Annotated in this window: 13 protein-coding genes; all 13 read left to right on the forward strand. The window is 66.7% G+C overall.

Annotated elements, in window-relative coordinates:
- Position 1: 1 nt before the first annotated feature.
- On the forward strand, positions 2-3505 hold the full coding sequence (gene dnaE, locus ACVWW6_RS26725) for a DNA polymerase III subunit alpha (protein ID WP_161534792.1): 3504 nt from the start codon (positions 2-4) through the stop codon (positions 3503-3505).
- 114 nt (positions 3506-3619) lie between these two features.
- Positions 3620-4363, forward strand: a complete 744-nt coding sequence (locus tag ACVWW6_RS26730; protein WP_011087633.1) for a carbonic anhydrase — start codon at positions 3620-3622, stop codon at positions 4361-4363.
- 207 nt (positions 4364-4570) lie between these two features.
- Complete coding sequence (locus ACVWW6_RS26735; protein WP_231166491.1) at positions 4571-5011, forward strand: DUF2846 domain-containing protein; 441 nt, start codon at positions 4571-4573, stop codon at positions 5009-5011.
- Positions 5012-5070: 59 nt separating this feature from the next.
- Positions 5071-5811 carry a carbonic anhydrase gene (locus ACVWW6_RS26740; protein ID WP_110116166.1) on the forward strand — a complete coding sequence of 247 codons (741 nt, stop codon included), beginning with the start codon at positions 5071-5073 and terminating at the stop codon, positions 5809-5811.
- Positions 5812-6053: 242 nt separating this feature from the next.
- Positions 6054-8576: a caspase family protein gene (locus ACVWW6_RS26745; protein WP_456681623.1), complete on the forward strand. Its 2523-nt coding sequence runs from the start codon at positions 6054-6056 to the stop codon at positions 8574-8576.
- Positions 8577-8808: 232 nt separating this feature from the next.
- A complete protein-coding gene (locus ACVWW6_RS26750; protein ID WP_028171749.1) occupies positions 8809-9804 on the forward strand; it encodes a 30S ribosomal protein S2 in 996 nt (331 codons plus the stop codon).
- Positions 9805-9937: 133 nt separating this feature from the next.
- Positions 9938-10861: a translation elongation factor Ts gene (gene tsf / locus ACVWW6_RS26755; RefSeq protein WP_011087628.1), complete on the forward strand. Its 924-nt coding sequence runs from the start codon at positions 9938-9940 to the stop codon at positions 10859-10861.
- Positions 10862-10922: 61 nt separating this feature from the next.
- Entirely contained in the window at positions 10923-11639 is a 717-nt protein-coding gene (pyrH, locus tag ACVWW6_RS26760; RefSeq protein WP_027545778.1) for a UMP kinase, read from the forward strand.
- Positions 11640-11707: 68 nt separating this feature from the next.
- A complete protein-coding gene (frr, locus tag ACVWW6_RS26765) occupies positions 11708-12271 on the forward strand; it encodes a ribosome recycling factor (protein ID WP_028171750.1) in 564 nt (187 codons plus the stop codon).
- Positions 12272-12281: 10 nt separating this feature from the next.
- Positions 12282-13040 carry an isoprenyl transferase gene (locus ACVWW6_RS26770; protein WP_456681624.1) on the forward strand — a complete coding sequence of 253 codons (759 nt, stop codon included), beginning with the start codon at positions 12282-12284 and terminating at the stop codon, positions 13038-13040.
- Positions 13037-13879 carry a phosphatidate cytidylyltransferase gene (locus ACVWW6_RS26775; protein WP_011087624.1) on the forward strand — a complete coding sequence of 281 codons (843 nt, stop codon included), beginning with the start codon at positions 13037-13039 and terminating at the stop codon, positions 13877-13879. The genes ACVWW6_RS26770 and ACVWW6_RS26775 overlap by 4 nt, the downstream gene beginning before the upstream one ends.
- Before the next feature lie 4 nt (positions 13880-13883).
- Positions 13884-15107 carry a 1-deoxy-D-xylulose-5-phosphate reductoisomerase gene (gene dxr / locus ACVWW6_RS26780; protein ID WP_011087623.1) on the forward strand — a complete coding sequence of 408 codons (1224 nt, stop codon included), beginning with the start codon at positions 13884-13886 and terminating at the stop codon, positions 15105-15107.
- 44 nt (positions 15108-15151) lie between these two features.
- Positions 15152-16303, forward strand: coding sequence for an RIP metalloprotease RseP (gene rseP, locus ACVWW6_RS26785; protein WP_028171753.1), 1152 nt, complete (start codon positions 15152-15154; stop codon positions 16301-16303).
- Positions 16304-16420 lie beyond the last annotated feature (117 nt).

The raw sequence follows: 16420 nt of genomic DNA on the forward strand, positions 1-16420 counted from the left end.
CATGCCGAGCGCCGGATTTGTCCACCTTCACGTTCACTCGGCCTATTCGCTGCTCAAGGGCTCGATCAAGATCGGCAAGCTCGCCGAGCTCGCCAAGAAGGACCATCAGCCGGCCCTGGCGCTGACCGACACCGACAATCTGTTCGGTGCGCTGGAGTTCTCCGACAAGATGGCGGGCTCCGGCATCCAGCCGATCGTCGGCTGCGAGCTCGCGATCGATTTCGGCGACCAGGATCCGACCGCGCGCAACGCCATTGGACCCTCGCGCGTGGTGCTGCTGGCGGCGCAGGAGCGCGGCTATCGCAGCCTGATGCGGCTGAATTCGCGGGCGTTCCTGGAGACGCCCGACAGCCATGCCCCGTTCATCAAGTTCGACTGGTTCGACGGCGAGACCGAGGGGCTGATTGCGCTCACCGGCGGCCCTGACGGGCCGATCTCGCTGGCGCTTGCCGGCGGTATGGCCGAACTCGCGGCGACGCGCTGCGAGCGTCTCGCCGGCCTGTTCGGCGACCGGCTCTACATCGAGTTGCAGCGCCACAACATCGACAAGGAGCGGCGCGTCGAAAGCGGCCTGATCGACATCGCCTATGCCAAGGGCCTGCCGCTGGTCGCGACCAACGAGCCGTATTTCGCCGCGACCGACGATTACGAGGCGCACGATGCGCTTTTGTGTATCGCCGGCGGCCGGCTGATCGCCGAGAGCGATCGCGTGCAGCTCACGCCGGATCACCGTTTCAAGACCCGCGCCGAGATGGCGGTGCTGTTCGCCGACATTCCGGAGGCGCTGGCCTCGACGGTCGAGATCGCCGAGCGCTGCTCGTTCCGCCCGATGACGCGCAAGCCGATCCTGCCGTTCTTCACGGTCGGCGCCGCCGCAAGCTCCGATGCCGCTGCGGTCGAGGCCGCCGAGTTGAAGCGTCAGGCGGAGGAGGGGCTCGCCAACCGCCTGCGCGTGCACGGCCTGTCGCAGGGCACCACGGAAGAGGACTACAGCAAGCGCCTGGCGTTCGAGCTCGACGTCATCATGCGCATGAAGTACGCGGGCTACTTCCTGATCGTGTCCGACTTCATCAAATGGGCGAAGTCGCAAGGCATTCCGGTCGGACCGGGCCGCGGCTCCGGCGCAGGCTCGCTGGTCGCGTGGGCGCTGACCATCACCGATCTCGATCCGATCAAGTTCGGCCTGCTGTTCGAGCGCTTCCTCAATCCGGAACGCGTCTCGATGCCGGACTTCGACATCGACTTCTGCCAGGACCGCCGCGGCGAGGTGATCCAGTACGTGCAGCAGCGCTACGGCCGCGACCAGGTCGCGCAGATCATCACATTCGGTACGCTGCAGGCGCGCGGCGTGCTGCGCGACGTCGGCCGCGTGCTGCAAATGCCTTACGGCCAGGTCGACAAGCTGACGAAACTGGTGCCGCAGAATCCGGCCGCGCCGGTGACGCTGGCCGCCGCGATCGAGAGCGAGCCGAAGCTCCAGGCGTTCCGCGACGAGGATCCGGTGGTGGCGCGCGCCTTCGACATCGCCCAGCGTCTCGAAGGCCTGACGCGCCACGCCTCGACGCATGCCGCCGGCATCGTGATCGGCGATCGCCCCCTGAGCGAGCTCGTGCCGCTCTACCGCGATCCCAAATCCGACATGCCGGTGACCCAGTTCAACATGAAATGGGTCGAGCCGGCGGGCCTCGTCAAGTTCGACTTCCTCGGCCTGAAGACGCTGACCGTGCTCGACGTCGCGTGCAAGCTGCTCAAGCCGCGCGACATCCATGTCGATCTCGCGACGCTGCCGATCGACGATGCCGAAAGCTACCAGATGCTGGCGCGCGGCGAGGTGGTCGGCGTGTTCCAGGTTGAAAGCCAGGGCATGCGGCGCGCGTTGGTCGACATGCGGCCCGACCGTTTCGAGGACATCATCGCGCTGGTGGCGCTCTACCGCCCCGGCCCGATGGCGAACATCCCGACCTATTGCTCGCGCAAGCACGGCGACGAGGAGCCGGAATATCTGCATCCCGTGCTGGAGCCGATCCTGAAGGAGACCTTCGGCGTCATCATCTACCAGGAACAGGTGATGCAGATCGCGCAGGTGATGTCGGGCTATTCGCTCGGCGACGCCGACCTGCTGCGCCGCGCCATGGGCAAGAAGATCCGCGCCGAGATGGACAAGCAGCGCGACATCTTCGTCGCCGGCGCGGTGAAGAACGGCGTGCCGAAGGGGCAGGCCGAGACCATCTTCGAGCTGCTGGCGAAGTTCGCCGACTACGGCTTCAACAAGAGCCACGCGGCGGCTTACGCGCTGGTGTCCTACCACACCGCCTACATGAAGGCGCATTATCCGGTGGAGTTCATCGCAGCGTCGATGACGCTCGATCTCAACAACACCGACAAGCTCTCCGAATTCCGCTCCGAGGCGCAGCGCCTCGGCATCAAGGTCGAGCCGCCGAACATCAACCGGTCGGGTGCGACCTTCGAGGTCGGAGAGAAGACCATCTACTACGCGCTCGCCGCGCTCAAGGGCGTCGGCATCCAGGCGATCGACCAGATCATCGAGGAGCGCACCAAGAACGGGCTGTTCACCTCGCTCGCCGACTTCGCCGCGCGGGTCAATCCGCGTGCGATCAACAAGCGCATCATCGAGAGTCTCGCCGCCGCCGGCGCCTTCGACACGCTGGAGCCGAACCGCGCGCGCGTCTTCGCCGGCGCGGACGCGATCCTCGCCGCCTGCCAGCGCGCGCATGAGGCCGCGACCATCGGCCAGAACGACATGTTCGGCATGTCGGCGGACGCGCCGACCATCATGCTGCCGCAGATCGAGGCGTGGCTGCCGGCCGAGCGGCTGCGCCGCGAATACGACGCGATCGGCTTCTTCCTGTCCGGCCATCCGCTCGACGATTACGCCACCGTGCTGAAGCGCCTGCGGGTGCAGAGCTGGGCGGAATTCTCGCGCGCGGTGAAGACCGGCGCCACCGCCGGCAAGGTCGCGGCCACCGTGGTCTCGCGCATGGAGCGGCGCACCAAGACCGGCAACAAGATGGGCATCATGGGGCTCTCCGATCCCACGGGCCACTTCGAGGCGGTCCTGTTCTCGGAAGGCCTTGCGCAATATCGCGACGTGCTCGAGCCGGGGGCGGCCGTGCTGCTCCAGCTTGGCGCCGAGCTCCAGGGCGAGGACGTGCGCGCCCGCGTGCTGCATGCCGAGCCGCTCGACGATGCCGCGGCCAAGACGCAGAAGGGCCTGCGCATCTTCCTGCGTGACACCAAGGCGCTGGAATCGATCGCCAAGCGTCTCGCCGGCCCCGAGATGGCGTCCTCGAACGGCGCCGCGCCAAAGGTCGGCAGCCCGGGGATTGCGCCGCGCTCCAACGGCGACGGCGAGGTCTCGCTGGTGATGATGCTCGACCTTGAGACCGAGGTGGAGATGAAGCTGCCCGGCCGCTTCAAGGTCTCGCCGCAGATCGCCGGCGCGATCAAGGCGGTCGCGGGCGTGGTGGACGTGCAGCAGCTCTGACGTTGCACGCGCCGCCGCAAACCAAAGCTTAACTATCAAGTTCACACCTGGTTTCGAAGTCTGCCGCGCGCAGCTATCAGTTGTTTCCCGGCGCGAGACCAAGGAAGAAGAATCATGTGTGACAAATGCTCCGAAAATCTGCATCAATCGGTTGCTCCCTCCCGACGCTCGATGATGCTTTTCGCCGCCTCCGCGCTCGGGGTGGCAGCGTTTGGCGGGCCCGCGGTGGCCAAGGAGGCGAAAGCGCCGCCGAAACCTCAGAACGTGCTGTCGCCCGATGCGGCGCTCAAACGGCTGATGGACGGCAATTCGCGCTACGTATCGGGTGTGTCGCGCCGTCACGACTTCGCGCACGAGCGCGAGGCATTGGTCGGCGGTCAGAATCCCTACGCTGCCGTTCTGAGCTGCGCCGATTCGCGGATCGCGCCTGAATATGCCTTCGACAGCGGACGCGGAGACCTGTTCGTGTGCCGCGTCGCCGGAAATTTTGCCGGCGATGAGACCGTTGCGAGCATGGAGTACACCGTCGCCGTGCTCGGCACGCCCCTGATCCTGGTGCTCGGCCACGACAATTGCGGCGCCGTCGACGCGACGATCAAGTCGCTCAAGGACGACAAGCCGCTGCCGGGACATATCCCCTCGCTGGTCTCCGCGATCGCACCGGCGGTGAAGACCGCTGCTCAGCAGAGCGGGAATGCGCTCGACAATGCCATCCGTCAGAACGTCATCGACAACGTGGCCAAGCTGAAATCGGCTGCGCCGATCCTCAATGCGGCAGTCGAGCAGGGCAAGCTCAAGGTGGTCGGCGGCATCTATCGGCTGAGCACAGGGACCGTCGAATTGCTGGCCCAGGGCTGAGGTTGGTGGCGCGTCTTTCCGGCGGCTTGTCCGCGCGATCCACGCACGGTCGTCGGATGTTGTTGCAACCCTGCGCTGATTTTGGCTAGCATACACCCGGGGAATGGACTGGGGTGTGCGATGCTGCGATGGGGCGCGTTGGTGGTGACCGCTGGCGTCATGTTGGCGGGGTGCGTGAGCGATCAGGTCGGAACGGACTTCGCATCCGTGTCAAAGAAGATCGGACCTCCGCGCGCGGGGCAGTCGCGCGTGGTGTTCCTGCAGGACAAGCGCAACGGCCTCAGCATGGCGTTTTGCGCCTGCGAGGTGAAGCTCGACGGTGCGCCGATGGGTAAGGTGCTCGCCGGCAAATATGCCTACGCCGATCGTCCGGCCGGCCGTCACGACGTGCTGGTGACCGAGCTGATGTTTCCCGGCGACACCAAGCGCGAGATCGTGATGGAATCCGGCCGAACGCACTTCTACCTCATCAAGAGCAGTGCCAGGCACGATGCCGCCACGGGCGGGGCGGTGCTTGGCGGGCTGGCCGGGCTTGCGGTGGTTTCCGTCGCGACGGCTGGCGAGGCCAATCCCGGGCCCGCCGAGCTCGTTGCGCTGGATGAGGCGACCGCGCGAACGAAGCTCGCTGAATTGCAGGCCGTCGAGTAAGATGCGCGGCACGATTGCCGCTGCATCAACGACGGCGGCTCGATGGGCAGGAGCACGGCATGTGCGAGAATTGCGGCAGTGTTCGCGGCGTCCACATCCGCCCTTCGCGGAGATCGCTCATCCACTTCACTGTCTCCGCGATCGGCCTGGCCTTCGCCGGCACAGCCTTCGCCAAGGAGGCCAAGGCGCCGCCCAAGCCGCAAAACGTGCTGGCGCCGGATGCGGCGTTGAAGCGGCTGATGGAGGGCAATGCGCGTTATGTCGAAGGCGTGTCGCGGCGGCACGATTTCAAGCATGAGCGCGAGGCGCTGGCCGGCGGCCAGAACCCGTTCGCGGCCGTGCTGAGCTGCGCCGACTCGCGCATCGCGCCTGAATACGCCTTCGACACCGGCCGCGGCGATCTGTTCGTCTGCCGCGTCGCCGGAAATTTTGCCGGCACCGAGACCATCGCCAGCATGGAATATGCCGTTGCCGTGCTCGGCGCGCCGCTGATCCTCGTGCTCGGCCATGACAGCTGCGGCGCGGTCGATGCGACGCTGAAGGCGATCAAGGACAACACCTCGCCGCCCGGCCACATCCCCTCGCTGATCGATGCGATCGCGCCCGCCGCCAAGGCTGCGATGCAGCAGGGCGGGGACGTGCTCGACAAGGCGACCCGGCAGAACGTGATCGACAACGTCGCCAAGCTGAAGTCGGCCGCACCGATCCTCAATGCGGCCGTGGAGCAGGGCAAGCTGAAGGTGATGGGTGGCATCTATCGGCTCACGACGGGAACGGTCGATCTGATCGCACAAGGCTGATCGCGCTAGGCTGAGCAAGCAGGACCGATCGCGCAAGGCTGAGCAAGACTGCCGCAACGCGGTTGCCGGGCGGTCGAGAAGCTGACGTGGGCCTGACGACAGGCGCCTGGACGACAGGCGCCTTTCGGCGGCGGCCTGCGTCATGCCGCCGCCTCAATCCGGGCCTTTCGTTCAAGTGCCATTCAGCCAGCCGCGCGTCTGATGCGTGTTGGCAGCTCAACAACAAAGCGGGCAAGCAAGCCATGCGTGGGACCCACAAGGCCTTCCTCTGTTTCCTCTTGCCGATCTTGTTCCTTGCCGCGGGGGCGCTGGAGCCGGCGCGCGCGCAGCAGCAGGAAAAGCGAATCGCGCTCGTGGTCGGCAACGGCGCCTATGCCAAGTCGCCGCTGGCGACGACCGCGAACGATGCCGGCCTGATCGCGCAGACGCTGCAGGCGGCGGGCTTCGACGTCGTCGGCGCGCGCGATCTCGACGGCGACACGCTGCGCAAGAGCTTTCGCGATTTCATCCAGAAGGCGCAGGCCTCCGGCCCCGGCACCGTCGCGATGGTCTATCTCGCCGGCTACGGCGTGCAGCTTGCCGGCGAGAACTATTTCATCCCGGTCGATTCCAACATCACCCGCGACACCGACATCCCGACCGAGGCCCTGCGCATCAGCGACTATGCGCGCCAGCTTGCGGCGATTCCGCTCAAGGCCAACATCGTGGTGCTCGACGCGGCGCGGGCGCAGCCCTTCATCGAGGGCGGCCAGCCGATCGCGAGCGGGCTGGCGCTGGTCGAGCCCGATCAGAACATGCTGATCGCCTTCAACGCCGCGCCCGGCACGGTGGCGCCGGAGGAGCCGGGGCCCTACGGCATCTATGCGCAGTCGCTGGCGGAGATGATCCGCACCGGCGGCCTGCCGCTGCCTGACGTGTTCGATCGCGTCCGCCTGCGCGTCAACGAGGCCTCCAAGGGCGCGCAGGTGCCCTGGAACGAGCAGAAGATATCGGCGCCATTCTCATTCTTCGATCGCGGGCCCGACGCGCCGCCGCCGGAGGCCTCGGCCGCCCAGGTCGCCGCGATCCGCAACAAGCCGATCCGCGATCTCGGTGTGCAAGACGCCTACGCCGCCGCGCTGGAGCGCGACACGCTGCCGGCCTATGAGGAATTTCTCGCGGCCTATCCGAACGATCCGATGTCCAAGCGCGTGATGGCGATCGTTGCGGCGCGCCGCGAGGCGATCACCTGGCGGCGGACTTATCGCACCGACACGCCGGAAGCCTATTGGTCGTATCTGCGCCGCTATCCGCGCGGGCCGCATGCAGGCGATGCGCGCCGTCGCCTCGCGATCCTCACCGCGCCGGCCGAGCCGCCGCCGAGCTTCGCGATGATCGATTATGACGTGCCGCCGCCGCCGCCGGAGGAGGTGGTCTATGTCGACCGCCCCGTGCTGTACTTCAGCGATCCCGATTTTGGCTTCGCGCCGCCACCACCGCCGCCGGTCTATTATCTGCCGCCGCCGCCGCCGGATTTCGTCGTGCTCGAGCCGCCGCTGCCCGTGGTCGGCCTGTTCGTGTTGCCGCAGCCGATGTTCGTGCCGATCCCGGTGTTCGTCAGGCCGCCGATCTATGTCGCGCCGCCGCCGAACAACATCATCTTCAACAACATCCATAACACCACGGTCATCAACACCGTGATCAACCGGCCTCCCGCCCCGCCGCCGGCGGGTGCGGGAGGAGGAGGGACCGGGCCTGGCAATCTGACGCCGGCGATTGCCGGCCGCGCCAACCCGGTAGCACCGATGTTGCCGCAAGCCGCTACGCAGCGCGCGGCTCTGATCCAGCAGGGCAAGGCGCCGATGCCGCTGAGCGCGACGGTCCAGCCGACGGCGAGGCCCGGGATACCTCCCGGGACGCCGGCCAATGTCGCGCCAAATGCGCGACCAAGCGTGCTGCCGGGTGCCTTGCCAGGTACCGCGCCGAACGCCCCAGGTACGGCGCCGAACGTCGCGCCGCAGACCAGGTTGCCTGCCGCCAACACGCTGCCGGTTCCGGGCTCCCATGGTGGGCCGCCGGCGCCGCCGACAGGGGCAGGGACTCTGCCGGGCGGAAAGCCCTTGCCGTCGACGGCAACTGCACCCGGCACGACCCTGCCGACGCATCCGGGGGCGCCGACCACGGCTGCGCCCGGCACAACGCCGGCCCATCTTGGTGCGCCAACGGCCGCCGCTCCGACCACCGGTGCGCCCACCACGACAAATCCGGCCGTTGTGCCCGGCCAACCGCCCAGGCCCCCGGTCGCGCAGACCCCGCCCGGGGCCGGGCCTGCCGACCGTGCCAAGTCCGCAACCCGAGAGCCGGCCGGCCCGCCGCCTGCTGCCGCGGGAAAACCGGTCGTGCCGCCTCCGTCAGCCGTGCACGAGCCGATCAGGCCGCAGGCTCACCCGGCGGCCCCGCCGCAGGCGGCCAGGCCAGCAGCACCGCCCCCGCGGCCCCAGGCCGTGGCGCGGCCCACGCCGCCACCTCCGCCGCGCGTGTCGGCGCCGCCGCCACGGATGGCTGCACCTCCGCCGCCACGCCCCGCTCCGCCGGTGGCAGTGGCGCGTCCGGCGCCCCCGCCAATGGCTCGGCCCGCGCCGCCCCCGCCAGTAGCCCGGCCGGCGCCCCCGCCGCCGCCTCGGGTGGCCGTTGCACCTCCGCCGCGTCCGGCGGCACCTCCGCCCCGCCCAGCGGCCCCGCCGCCGGCGGCCAAGAAGTGCCCGCCGAACCAGCCCAAGTGCTAGGCAAGCGCTAGTCCAGCGCCAGGGCGTGGCGCGGTCTTTACGGAAGGGGGGCCATTCGCGGGCGAAACCGCCCGCGAATGGCCCTTATTTCCTTGCTTCTGGCCGAAATCGCGCTATATAGCGCGCCATCTCACACGGAAGCATGGCTCACAAGGCCGTCCGGTGGCAGCCGGGGCGCAACGCTCCGTTTTGCTCACACGCTTCCGGAGGAACCAACCGGAGAATTATAACGATGGCGCTACCCGACTTCACCATGCGTCAGCTTTTGGAAGCTGGCGTGCACTTTGGTCACCAGTCTCACCGCTGGAATCCGAAAATGGCACCGTTCATTTTCGGCACCCGTAACAACATCCACATCGTCGACCTCGCCCAGACCGTGCCGATGCTGCACCACGCCCTCCAGGCCGTCAGCGACACGGTTGCCAAGGGCGGCCGCATCCTGTTCGTCGGCACCAAGCGCCAGGCACAGGACGGCGTTGCGGACGCGGCCAAGCGCTGCGCGCAGTATTTCGTCAACTCGCGCTGGCTCGGCGGCACGCTGACCAACTGGAAGACGATCTCGGCTTCGATCAAGCGCCTGCGTCACCTCGACGACGTGCTCTCGGGCGGCGAAGCCAATTCGTACACGAAGAAGGAGCGCCTGACGCTTCAGCGCGAGCGCGACAAGCTCGACCGCTCGCTCGGCGGCATCAAGGACATGGGCGGTCTGCCCGACCTGATCTTCGTGATCGACACCAACAAGGAAGACATCGCGATCCAGGAGGCCCAGCGCCTCAACATCCCGGTCGCCGCGATCGTCGATACCAATTCGGACCCCAAGGGCATCACCTACGTGGTGCCGGGCAATGACGACGCCGGCCGCGCGATCTCGCTCTATTGCGACCTGATCGCGCGTGCGGCGATCGACGGCATCTCGCGCGCCCAGGGCGATTCGGGCATCGACATCGGTGCTTCGGCCCGTCCGCTCGCCGAAGAGCTGCCGGCGGCCTCCTCGAGCGGCTTCCAGGGCCTTGCAGGTCCCCGCGGCACCGCCGACGACCTCAAGAAGCTCCCGGGCGTGTCGGGCGCGATCGAGAAGAAGTTCAACGACCTCGGAATCTTCCACTTCTGGCAGCTCGCCGAGCTCGATCACGACACCGCGCACACGATCGGCGAAGAAGTCGGTCTGCCGAGCCGTGCGGATGCCTGGGTGGCCAAGGCCAAGGCGCTGACCGCGGAAGCGGAATAGTCAAAAAGAGCGATGGGTTGGCCGGATAGACTCCGGCCACCATTTCAGTTGACGCGAATTCCTGAGATGGACCGCGGCGGGGCAATTTGATGCCACGCCGCGGCAAACCGGCAGGCACAAAGGATATTCAACGATGGCAACGATCACAGCTGCGATGGTCAAGGACCTGCGCGAGTCGACCGGCGCGGGCATGATGGACTGCAAGGCCGCACTGACCGAAAACGACGGCAACATGGAAGCGGCGCAGGATTGGCTGCGCAAGAAGGGCCTGTCGAAGGCCGCCAAGAAGTCGGGCCGCGTCGCGGCCGAGGGCCTCATCGGCGCGCTCACCAAGGGCACCAAGGGCGTCGTGGTCGAGGTCAACTCCGAGACCGACTTCGTTGCGCGCAACGGCCAGTTCCAGGGCCTGGTCAAGATGATCGCCCAGGTTGCGTTCGACGTCGGCGCCGATGTCGAGAAGATCAAGGCCGCCAAGGTCGGCGACGTCACGATCGAAACCGCGATCAATGACGCGATCGCGACCATCGGCGAGAACATGACGCTGCGCCGCGCAGCTTCGCTCGAAGTGAGCCAGGGCGTGGTGTCGCACTACGTCCACGGTGCGGTCATCGACGGTGCCGGCAAGATGGGCGTGATCGTGGCGCTGGAATCGCCGGGTAAGGCCGACGAGCTTGCCGCGCTCGGCCGCCAGATCGCGATGCATGTCGCCGCCGCCAACCCGCTGGCGCTCGATCCGTCCGGCCTCGATCCGGCGGTCGTCAAGCGCGAGAAGGACGTGCTCGCCGACAAATATCGCCAGCAGGGCAAGCCGGAGAACGTGATCGAGAAGATCGTCGAGTCCGGCCTCAAGACCTACTACAAGGAAGTCTGTCTGCTCGAGCAGGCCTTCATCCACGACACCGGCAAGTCGGTGGCGCAGGCGGTGAAGGAAGCCGAAGGCAAGGTCGGTGGCGCTGTGAAGATTGCGGGCTTTGTGCGCTATGCTCTCGGTGAGGGAATCGAGAAGCAGGAAAGCGACTTCGCAGCCGAGGTCGCTGCGGCCAGCGGCAAGAAGTAAGCGCCGGAACGTTCCTTCCGGCGTGCCGCCGGAAGCGGCGGCCGGACAAGGAAAAGTGCTCATGACTGATCCGGTCTATCGTCGCGTCGTGATCAAGCTGTCCGGCGAATATCTCGCGGGACAGCAGGGGTTTGGCATCGATCAGCCGACCGTCGATCGGGTTGCGGACGATCTGATCGCCGCCCGCCATCTCGGCACCGAGGTTGCGGTCGTGATCGGCGGCGGCAATATCGTGCGCGGCGTCGAGGTGTCCTCGCGCGGCGTCTCGCGCCCGACCGGCGACACCATGGGCATGCTCGCCACCATGATGAACTGCCTCGCGCTGGAAGCGGCGATCGAGCGCAAGGGCACGCCGGCGCGCACGCTGTCGGCCTTCGTCATGCCCGAGATTTCCGAGCTGTTCACCCGGACTGCGGCGCACAAATACCTCGCCGAGGGCCGGATCGTGCTGCTCGGCGGCGGAACCGGCAATCCGTTCTTCACCACCGATACGACCGCGGTGCTGCGCGCCGCCGAGATCGGCGCACAGGCGGTCCTGAAGGCGACCAATGTCGACGGGGTCTACTCGGCCGACCCGAAGAAGGATCCGACCGCCACGCGGTTCGACCGGCTGACGCATTCGCAGGCGATCGAGGGCGGCTACAAGGTGATGGATGCGACCGCCTTCGCGCTTGCCCGCGAGACGTCGCTGCCTATCATCGTGTTCTCGATCGCGGAGCCGGGGTCGATCGGTGCGATTCTGCGTGGCATCGGCCACGGTACCATCGTCGCCGGCTGACGGCTCATCTGGCGCGCCCTGAAGGGAGGGGCGCGGTGAGGTCGCCGGGATTTTGAAGGAGAAACGTGATGCCCACGGGAAATTTCGACCTCAACGAAGTAAAGCGCCGCATGCAAGGCGCCGTCCAGTCCCTCAAGCACGAGCTTGGCGGCTTGCGCACCGGCCGCGCCTCTGCCTCGATGCTCGATCCGGTGCAGGTCGAGGCCTATGGCAGCCACATGCCGCTGAACCAGCTCGCCACCGTCAGCGTGCCCGAGCCGCGCCTGATCTCGGTGCAGGTCTGGGACAAGTCGATGGTCAAGGCGGTGGAGAAGGCGATCGTCGATTCCAATCTCGGCCTGTCGCCTGCGACCGAGGGCCAGGTGCTGCGCCTGCGCATCCCCGAGCTCAACGAGGAGCGGCGCAAGGAGCTCGTCAAGGTCGCGCACAAATACGCGGAGGCCGCCAAGGTCGCCGCGCGTCACGTCCGCCGCGACGGCCTCGACGTTCTGAAGAAGCTCGAGAAGAATCACGAGATGTCGGAGGACGATCAGAAGCGTCATGCCGACGAGGTCCAGAAGGTGACCGACGGCACGATCGCCGAGATCGACCAGCTGCTGGCCGCCAAGGAAAAAGAAATCCTCACCGTCTGAGGCTGCCGTCATGTCCAACGCCGCCGCGCCCGCAACGGAAGGACCCGACCGGTCCGACGCGCCTGCGCATGTCGCCATCATCATGGATGGCAACGGGCGTTGGGCCGCCGCGCGCGGTTTGCCGCGGGCCGAAGGTCATCGCCGCGGCGTGGAGGCCTTGCGCCGCGTGGTGCGCGCCTCGCACGAGCTCGGCATCCGCTATCTCACCATCTTCTCGTTCTCGTCGGAGAACTGGTCGCGTCCGGCGAGCGAGATCGGCGATCTGTTCGGCCTGCTCAGGCGGTTCATCCGCAACGATCTCGCGAGCCTGCATCGCGACGGCGTCAAGGTCCGCATCATCGGCGAGCGCGACGGGCTCGAGAGCGACATCTGCGCGCTGCTCAACGAGGCCGAGGAGCTGACGCGCGACAACACGCGGCTGACGCTCGTCGTCGCCTTCAACTACGGCTCGCGGCAGGAGATCGCGAAAGCGGCACAGAAGCTCGCGCGCGAGGTCGCGGAGGGCAGGCGGGATCCTGCCACGATCGACGCCGAGACGCTTGGCGCGCATCTCGATGCGCCCGACATTCCCGATCCCGATCTCATCATCCGCACCAGCGGCGAGCAGCGCCTGTCCAACTTCCTGATGTGGCAGGCGGCCTATAGCGAGCTCGTGTTCGTGCCGATCCACTGGCCCGATTTCGACAAGGCGGCGCTGGAAGGCGCGATCGCCGAATTCGCCAGGCGCGAGCGCCGTTTCGGCGGCCTGGTCGCGAAAACCGCCTCGTGAGCGAACCCGAGACCGTACCGGCTGGCTCGAAGCCTGCCCCGAGCAATCTCGTGATGCGGGTCCTCGCAGCGCTGGTGCTGGCGCCGCTTGCCATTGCGCTCGCTTATGCCGGCGGCTGGCTGTGGGCGCTCCTCGTCACGCTGGTGTCGATCGGGCTGTTCGCGGAATGGCTGATGGTGGTGGGCGCGGGGTCCGTTGCGCTGACCGCGTGCGGAACGATCGTCCTCGCCATCATGGGCTTTTGCGTCGCCTTCGGCGCGCTCAAGACCGCAATCGTCACCGGCCTCGTTGGCGGGGCCATCGTGACGCTGATCGCGCGAGGCAAGTTCGTCTGGGCGGCCGCCGGATTCGCCTATGCATCGGCGGCGCTGCTGGCCTCGATCCTGGTACGGCAGGATCTCGTGAACGGCTTTGCCGCGCTGATGTTCGTACTGCTCGTGGTGTGGGTGACCGACATTGGCGGCTATTTCGCCGGCCGCGGCATTGGCGGACCGAAGCTGTGGCCGCGCGTGAGCCCGAAGAAGACCTGGGCCGGCGCGCTCGGCGGCTTTGCCGCGAGCCTTGCGGTCGCCGCCGGCTTTGCGGCTTGCGGGCTCGGGAAGGCGGTTCCACTGCTGCTCGTCAGCGCCGTCCTGTCGGTGGTCTCGCAGCTCGGCGATCTCTTCGAATCCGCGGTGAAGCGGCGCTTCGGTGTCAAGGATTCCAGTCACTTAATTCCCGGCCATGGCGGTCTACTGGACCGTCTGGACGGTTTTGTCGCCGCCATCCTGGCGGCATGGATTATCGGCTTTCTCCGCCATGGTGTGCATAGCGCCGGAAGCGGTCTTGTGGTTTGGTGAGGATATGAGCGCGGTCCCATTGCGTAACAATAAGGCTGCGGCGTCTGCCGTCCGCAGCGTCACGGTTCTCGGTGCCACCGGCTCGATCGGCGACAGCACGATGGATCTGCTGCGCGCCTCTCCCGAACGCTACCGTGTCGAGGCGCTGACGGCGAACGGCAATGTCGAAGCGCTGGCGAAGCTCGCGAAGGAGTTTTCGGCGCGCTTCGTGGCGATCGCCGACACCTCCAAGTTCGCCGAGCTCAAGGCTGCACTTGCGGGCACGAGCACCGAATGCGGCGCCGGCGAAAGCGCGGTGATCGAAGCCGGCGCGCGTCCGGCCGATTGGGTGATGGCTGCCGTGAGCGGCGCCGCCGGACTGAAGCCGGCGCTCGCCGCGGTCGATCGCGGCGCGCATGTCGCGCTTGCCAACAAGGAATGCCTCGTCTGCGCCGGCGATTTCTTCATGCAGCGCGCGGCGAAGGCCGGCGCCTGCATCCTGCCAGCCGATTCCGAGCATAATGCGCTGTTCCAGGCGCTCGGCTCCGGTAATCGCGACGAGCTGGTCCGTGTCATCATCACGGCATCCGGCGGTCCGTTCCGGACCTGGAAGCCTGCCGACATCGAGCAGGCGACGCTCGCCCAGGCGCTGAAGCATCCGAACTGGAGCATGGGCCAGAAGATCACGATCGATTCCGCCTCGATGATGAACAAGGGGCTCGAGGTGATCGAGGCCTCCTATCTGTTCGCGCTCTCGCCCGACGAGATCGACGTTCTTGTTCATCCGCAGTCGATCATCCACGGCATGGTCGAGTTCTCCGACCGTTCGGTCGTGGCCCAGCTCGGCTCTCCCGACATGCGCACCCCGATCGCCCACTGCCTCGGCTGGCCCGACCGCATCAAGGGACCGGCGGCCAAGCTCGATCTGGCCAAGATCGGCCAGCTGACCTTCGAGGCGCCCGATTTCGAGCGGTTCCCCGGACTACGGCTGGCTTACGATTCGCTCCGGACCGGGAAGGGGGCGACCACAGTGTACAATGCCGCCAACGAGGTCGCGGTCGCCGCCTTCATCGCCGGCAAGATCCGGTTCGGCGCGATTGCCCGGCTGGTGGAGGCGACGTTGGAGGACTGGATCCGCGGCGGGAACCAGACGCCTCTGACGTCCGCCGACGATGCAATCTCTGTTGACCATGTTGCTCGAAATAGAGCTGCCGCCCTATTGCCTCAAATTGCCTTAAAGGCATCCTAGATGGTTCGGGGCCAGGGCCTTGCGGCGCTGGATGAGGGAATTCGATGATCGACTTTTTTGTCCATAGTTTCAATACGTTGAGCCATGGGCTCCTCGGCTACGCAGTTCCCTTCCTGTTCGTCCTGACCATCGTCGTGTTCTTCCATGAACTCGGCCATTTTCTGGTCGCGCGCTGGGCGGGCGTTCGGGTGTTAACCTTCTCGCTCGGCTTCGGGCCTGAGCTGGTCGGTTTCAACGACCGCCATGGCACCCGCTGGAAGATCTCGGCGATCCCGCTCGGCGGTTACGTCAAGTTCTTCGGCGACGAGAGCGAGGCTTCGACGCCGTCGGCCGAGACGCTCGCGGCCATGACGGCCGAGGAGCGCGCCGGCAGCTTCCACCATAAGAAGGTCGGCCCGCGCGCCGCCATCGTCGCGGCCGGACCGATCGCCAATTTCATTCTGGGCGCGCTGATCTTCGCCGGTATGGCCCTCTACTACGGCAAGCCGAGCACGATCGCGCGCGTCGACGGCGTCGTCGCCGATGGCGCGGCGGCTGCGGCCGGCTTCAAGATCGGGGACATCGTCGTCCAGATCGACGGCAAGCCGATCGAGAGCTTTGCCGACATGCAGCGGATCGTGGCGATGAATGCCGGTTCGGCGCTTGCCTTCCAGGTGAAGCGCGACGGCGCCATCGTGTCGCTGAGCGCGACGCCGGCGCTGCTCGAGCGCAAGGATCCGTTCGGCAACAGCCACCGCCTCGGCGTGCTGGGCGTCGAGCACAAGTCACAGGCTGGTGAGGCCTCGACCGCACCGGTCGGGGTCGGCGAGGCGCTCAAGATCGGGGTCGAGCAGGTCTGGTTCATCATCACCAGTACCTTCAAGTTCCTGGGCTCGCTGTTTGTCGGAAACGGCAATCCCAACGAGGTCAGCGGCGTCCTTGGAATCGCGAAGATGTCGGGGCAGGCGGCCAGCGCCGGGTTCCAGTTCGTGATCAACCTCTGCGCGGTGCTGTCGGTGTCGATCGGCCTGCTGAACCTGTTCCCGATCCCGCTGCTGGATGGCGGTCACCTTATGTTCTATGCGGCGGAGGTGGTTCGCGGCCGGCCCCTGTCCGAGCGGACTCAGGAAATGGGGTTCCGAATCGGGCTGGGTTTGGTGCTGATGTTGATGGTGTTTGCGACCTACAACGACATCCTGCGGATGGCAGCTTCCTGATAGGGGCTTTCTTGTGGCGTTGCTGTTAGGCAACGTCTTGGAATGAAATTGAAATTGCGGCGCGCTCGGCCGTTTGCGGCGTCGGTGAAATTGGCTACAAGCGGCCTGAACTTGGGG

The sequence above is a fragment of the Bradyrhizobium sp. USDA 3311 genome (assembly GCF_054062495.1).

Coding starts and splice junctions, on each gene's coding strand:
- dnaE (WP_161534792.1), top strand. CDS start 2: ATGCCGAGCGCCGGATTTGTCCACCTTCACGTTCACTCGGCCTATTCG.
- ACVWW6_RS26730 (WP_011087633.1), top strand. CDS start 3,620: ATGTGTGACAAATGCTCCGAAAATCTGCATCAATCGGTTGCTCCCTCC.
- ACVWW6_RS26740 (WP_110116166.1), top strand. CDS start 5,071: ATGTGCGAGAATTGCGGCAGTGTTCGCGGCGTCCACATCCGCCCTTCG.
- ACVWW6_RS26745 (WP_456681623.1), top strand. CDS start 6,054: ATGCGTGGGACCCACAAGGCCTTCCTCTGTTTCCTCTTGCCGATCTTG.
- ACVWW6_RS26750 (WP_028171749.1), top strand. CDS start 8,809: ATGGCGCTACCCGACTTCACCATGCGTCAGCTTTTGGAAGCTGGCGTG.
- tsf (WP_011087628.1), top strand. CDS start 9,938: ATGGCAACGATCACAGCTGCGATGGTCAAGGACCTGCGCGAGTCGACC.
- pyrH (WP_027545778.1), top strand. CDS start 10,923: ATGACTGATCCGGTCTATCGTCGCGTCGTGATCAAGCTGTCCGGCGAA.
- frr (WP_028171750.1), top strand. CDS start 11,708: ATGCCCACGGGAAATTTCGACCTCAACGAAGTAAAGCGCCGCATGCAA.
- ACVWW6_RS26770 (WP_456681624.1), top strand. CDS start 12,282: ATGTCCAACGCCGCCGCGCCCGCAACGGAAGGACCCGACCGGTCCGAC.
- dxr (WP_011087623.1), top strand. CDS start 13,884: ATGAGCGCGGTCCCATTGCGTAACAATAAGGCTGCGGCGTCTGCCGTC.
- rseP (WP_028171753.1), top strand. CDS start 15,152: ATGATCGACTTTTTTGTCCATAGTTTCAATACGTTGAGCCATGGGCTC.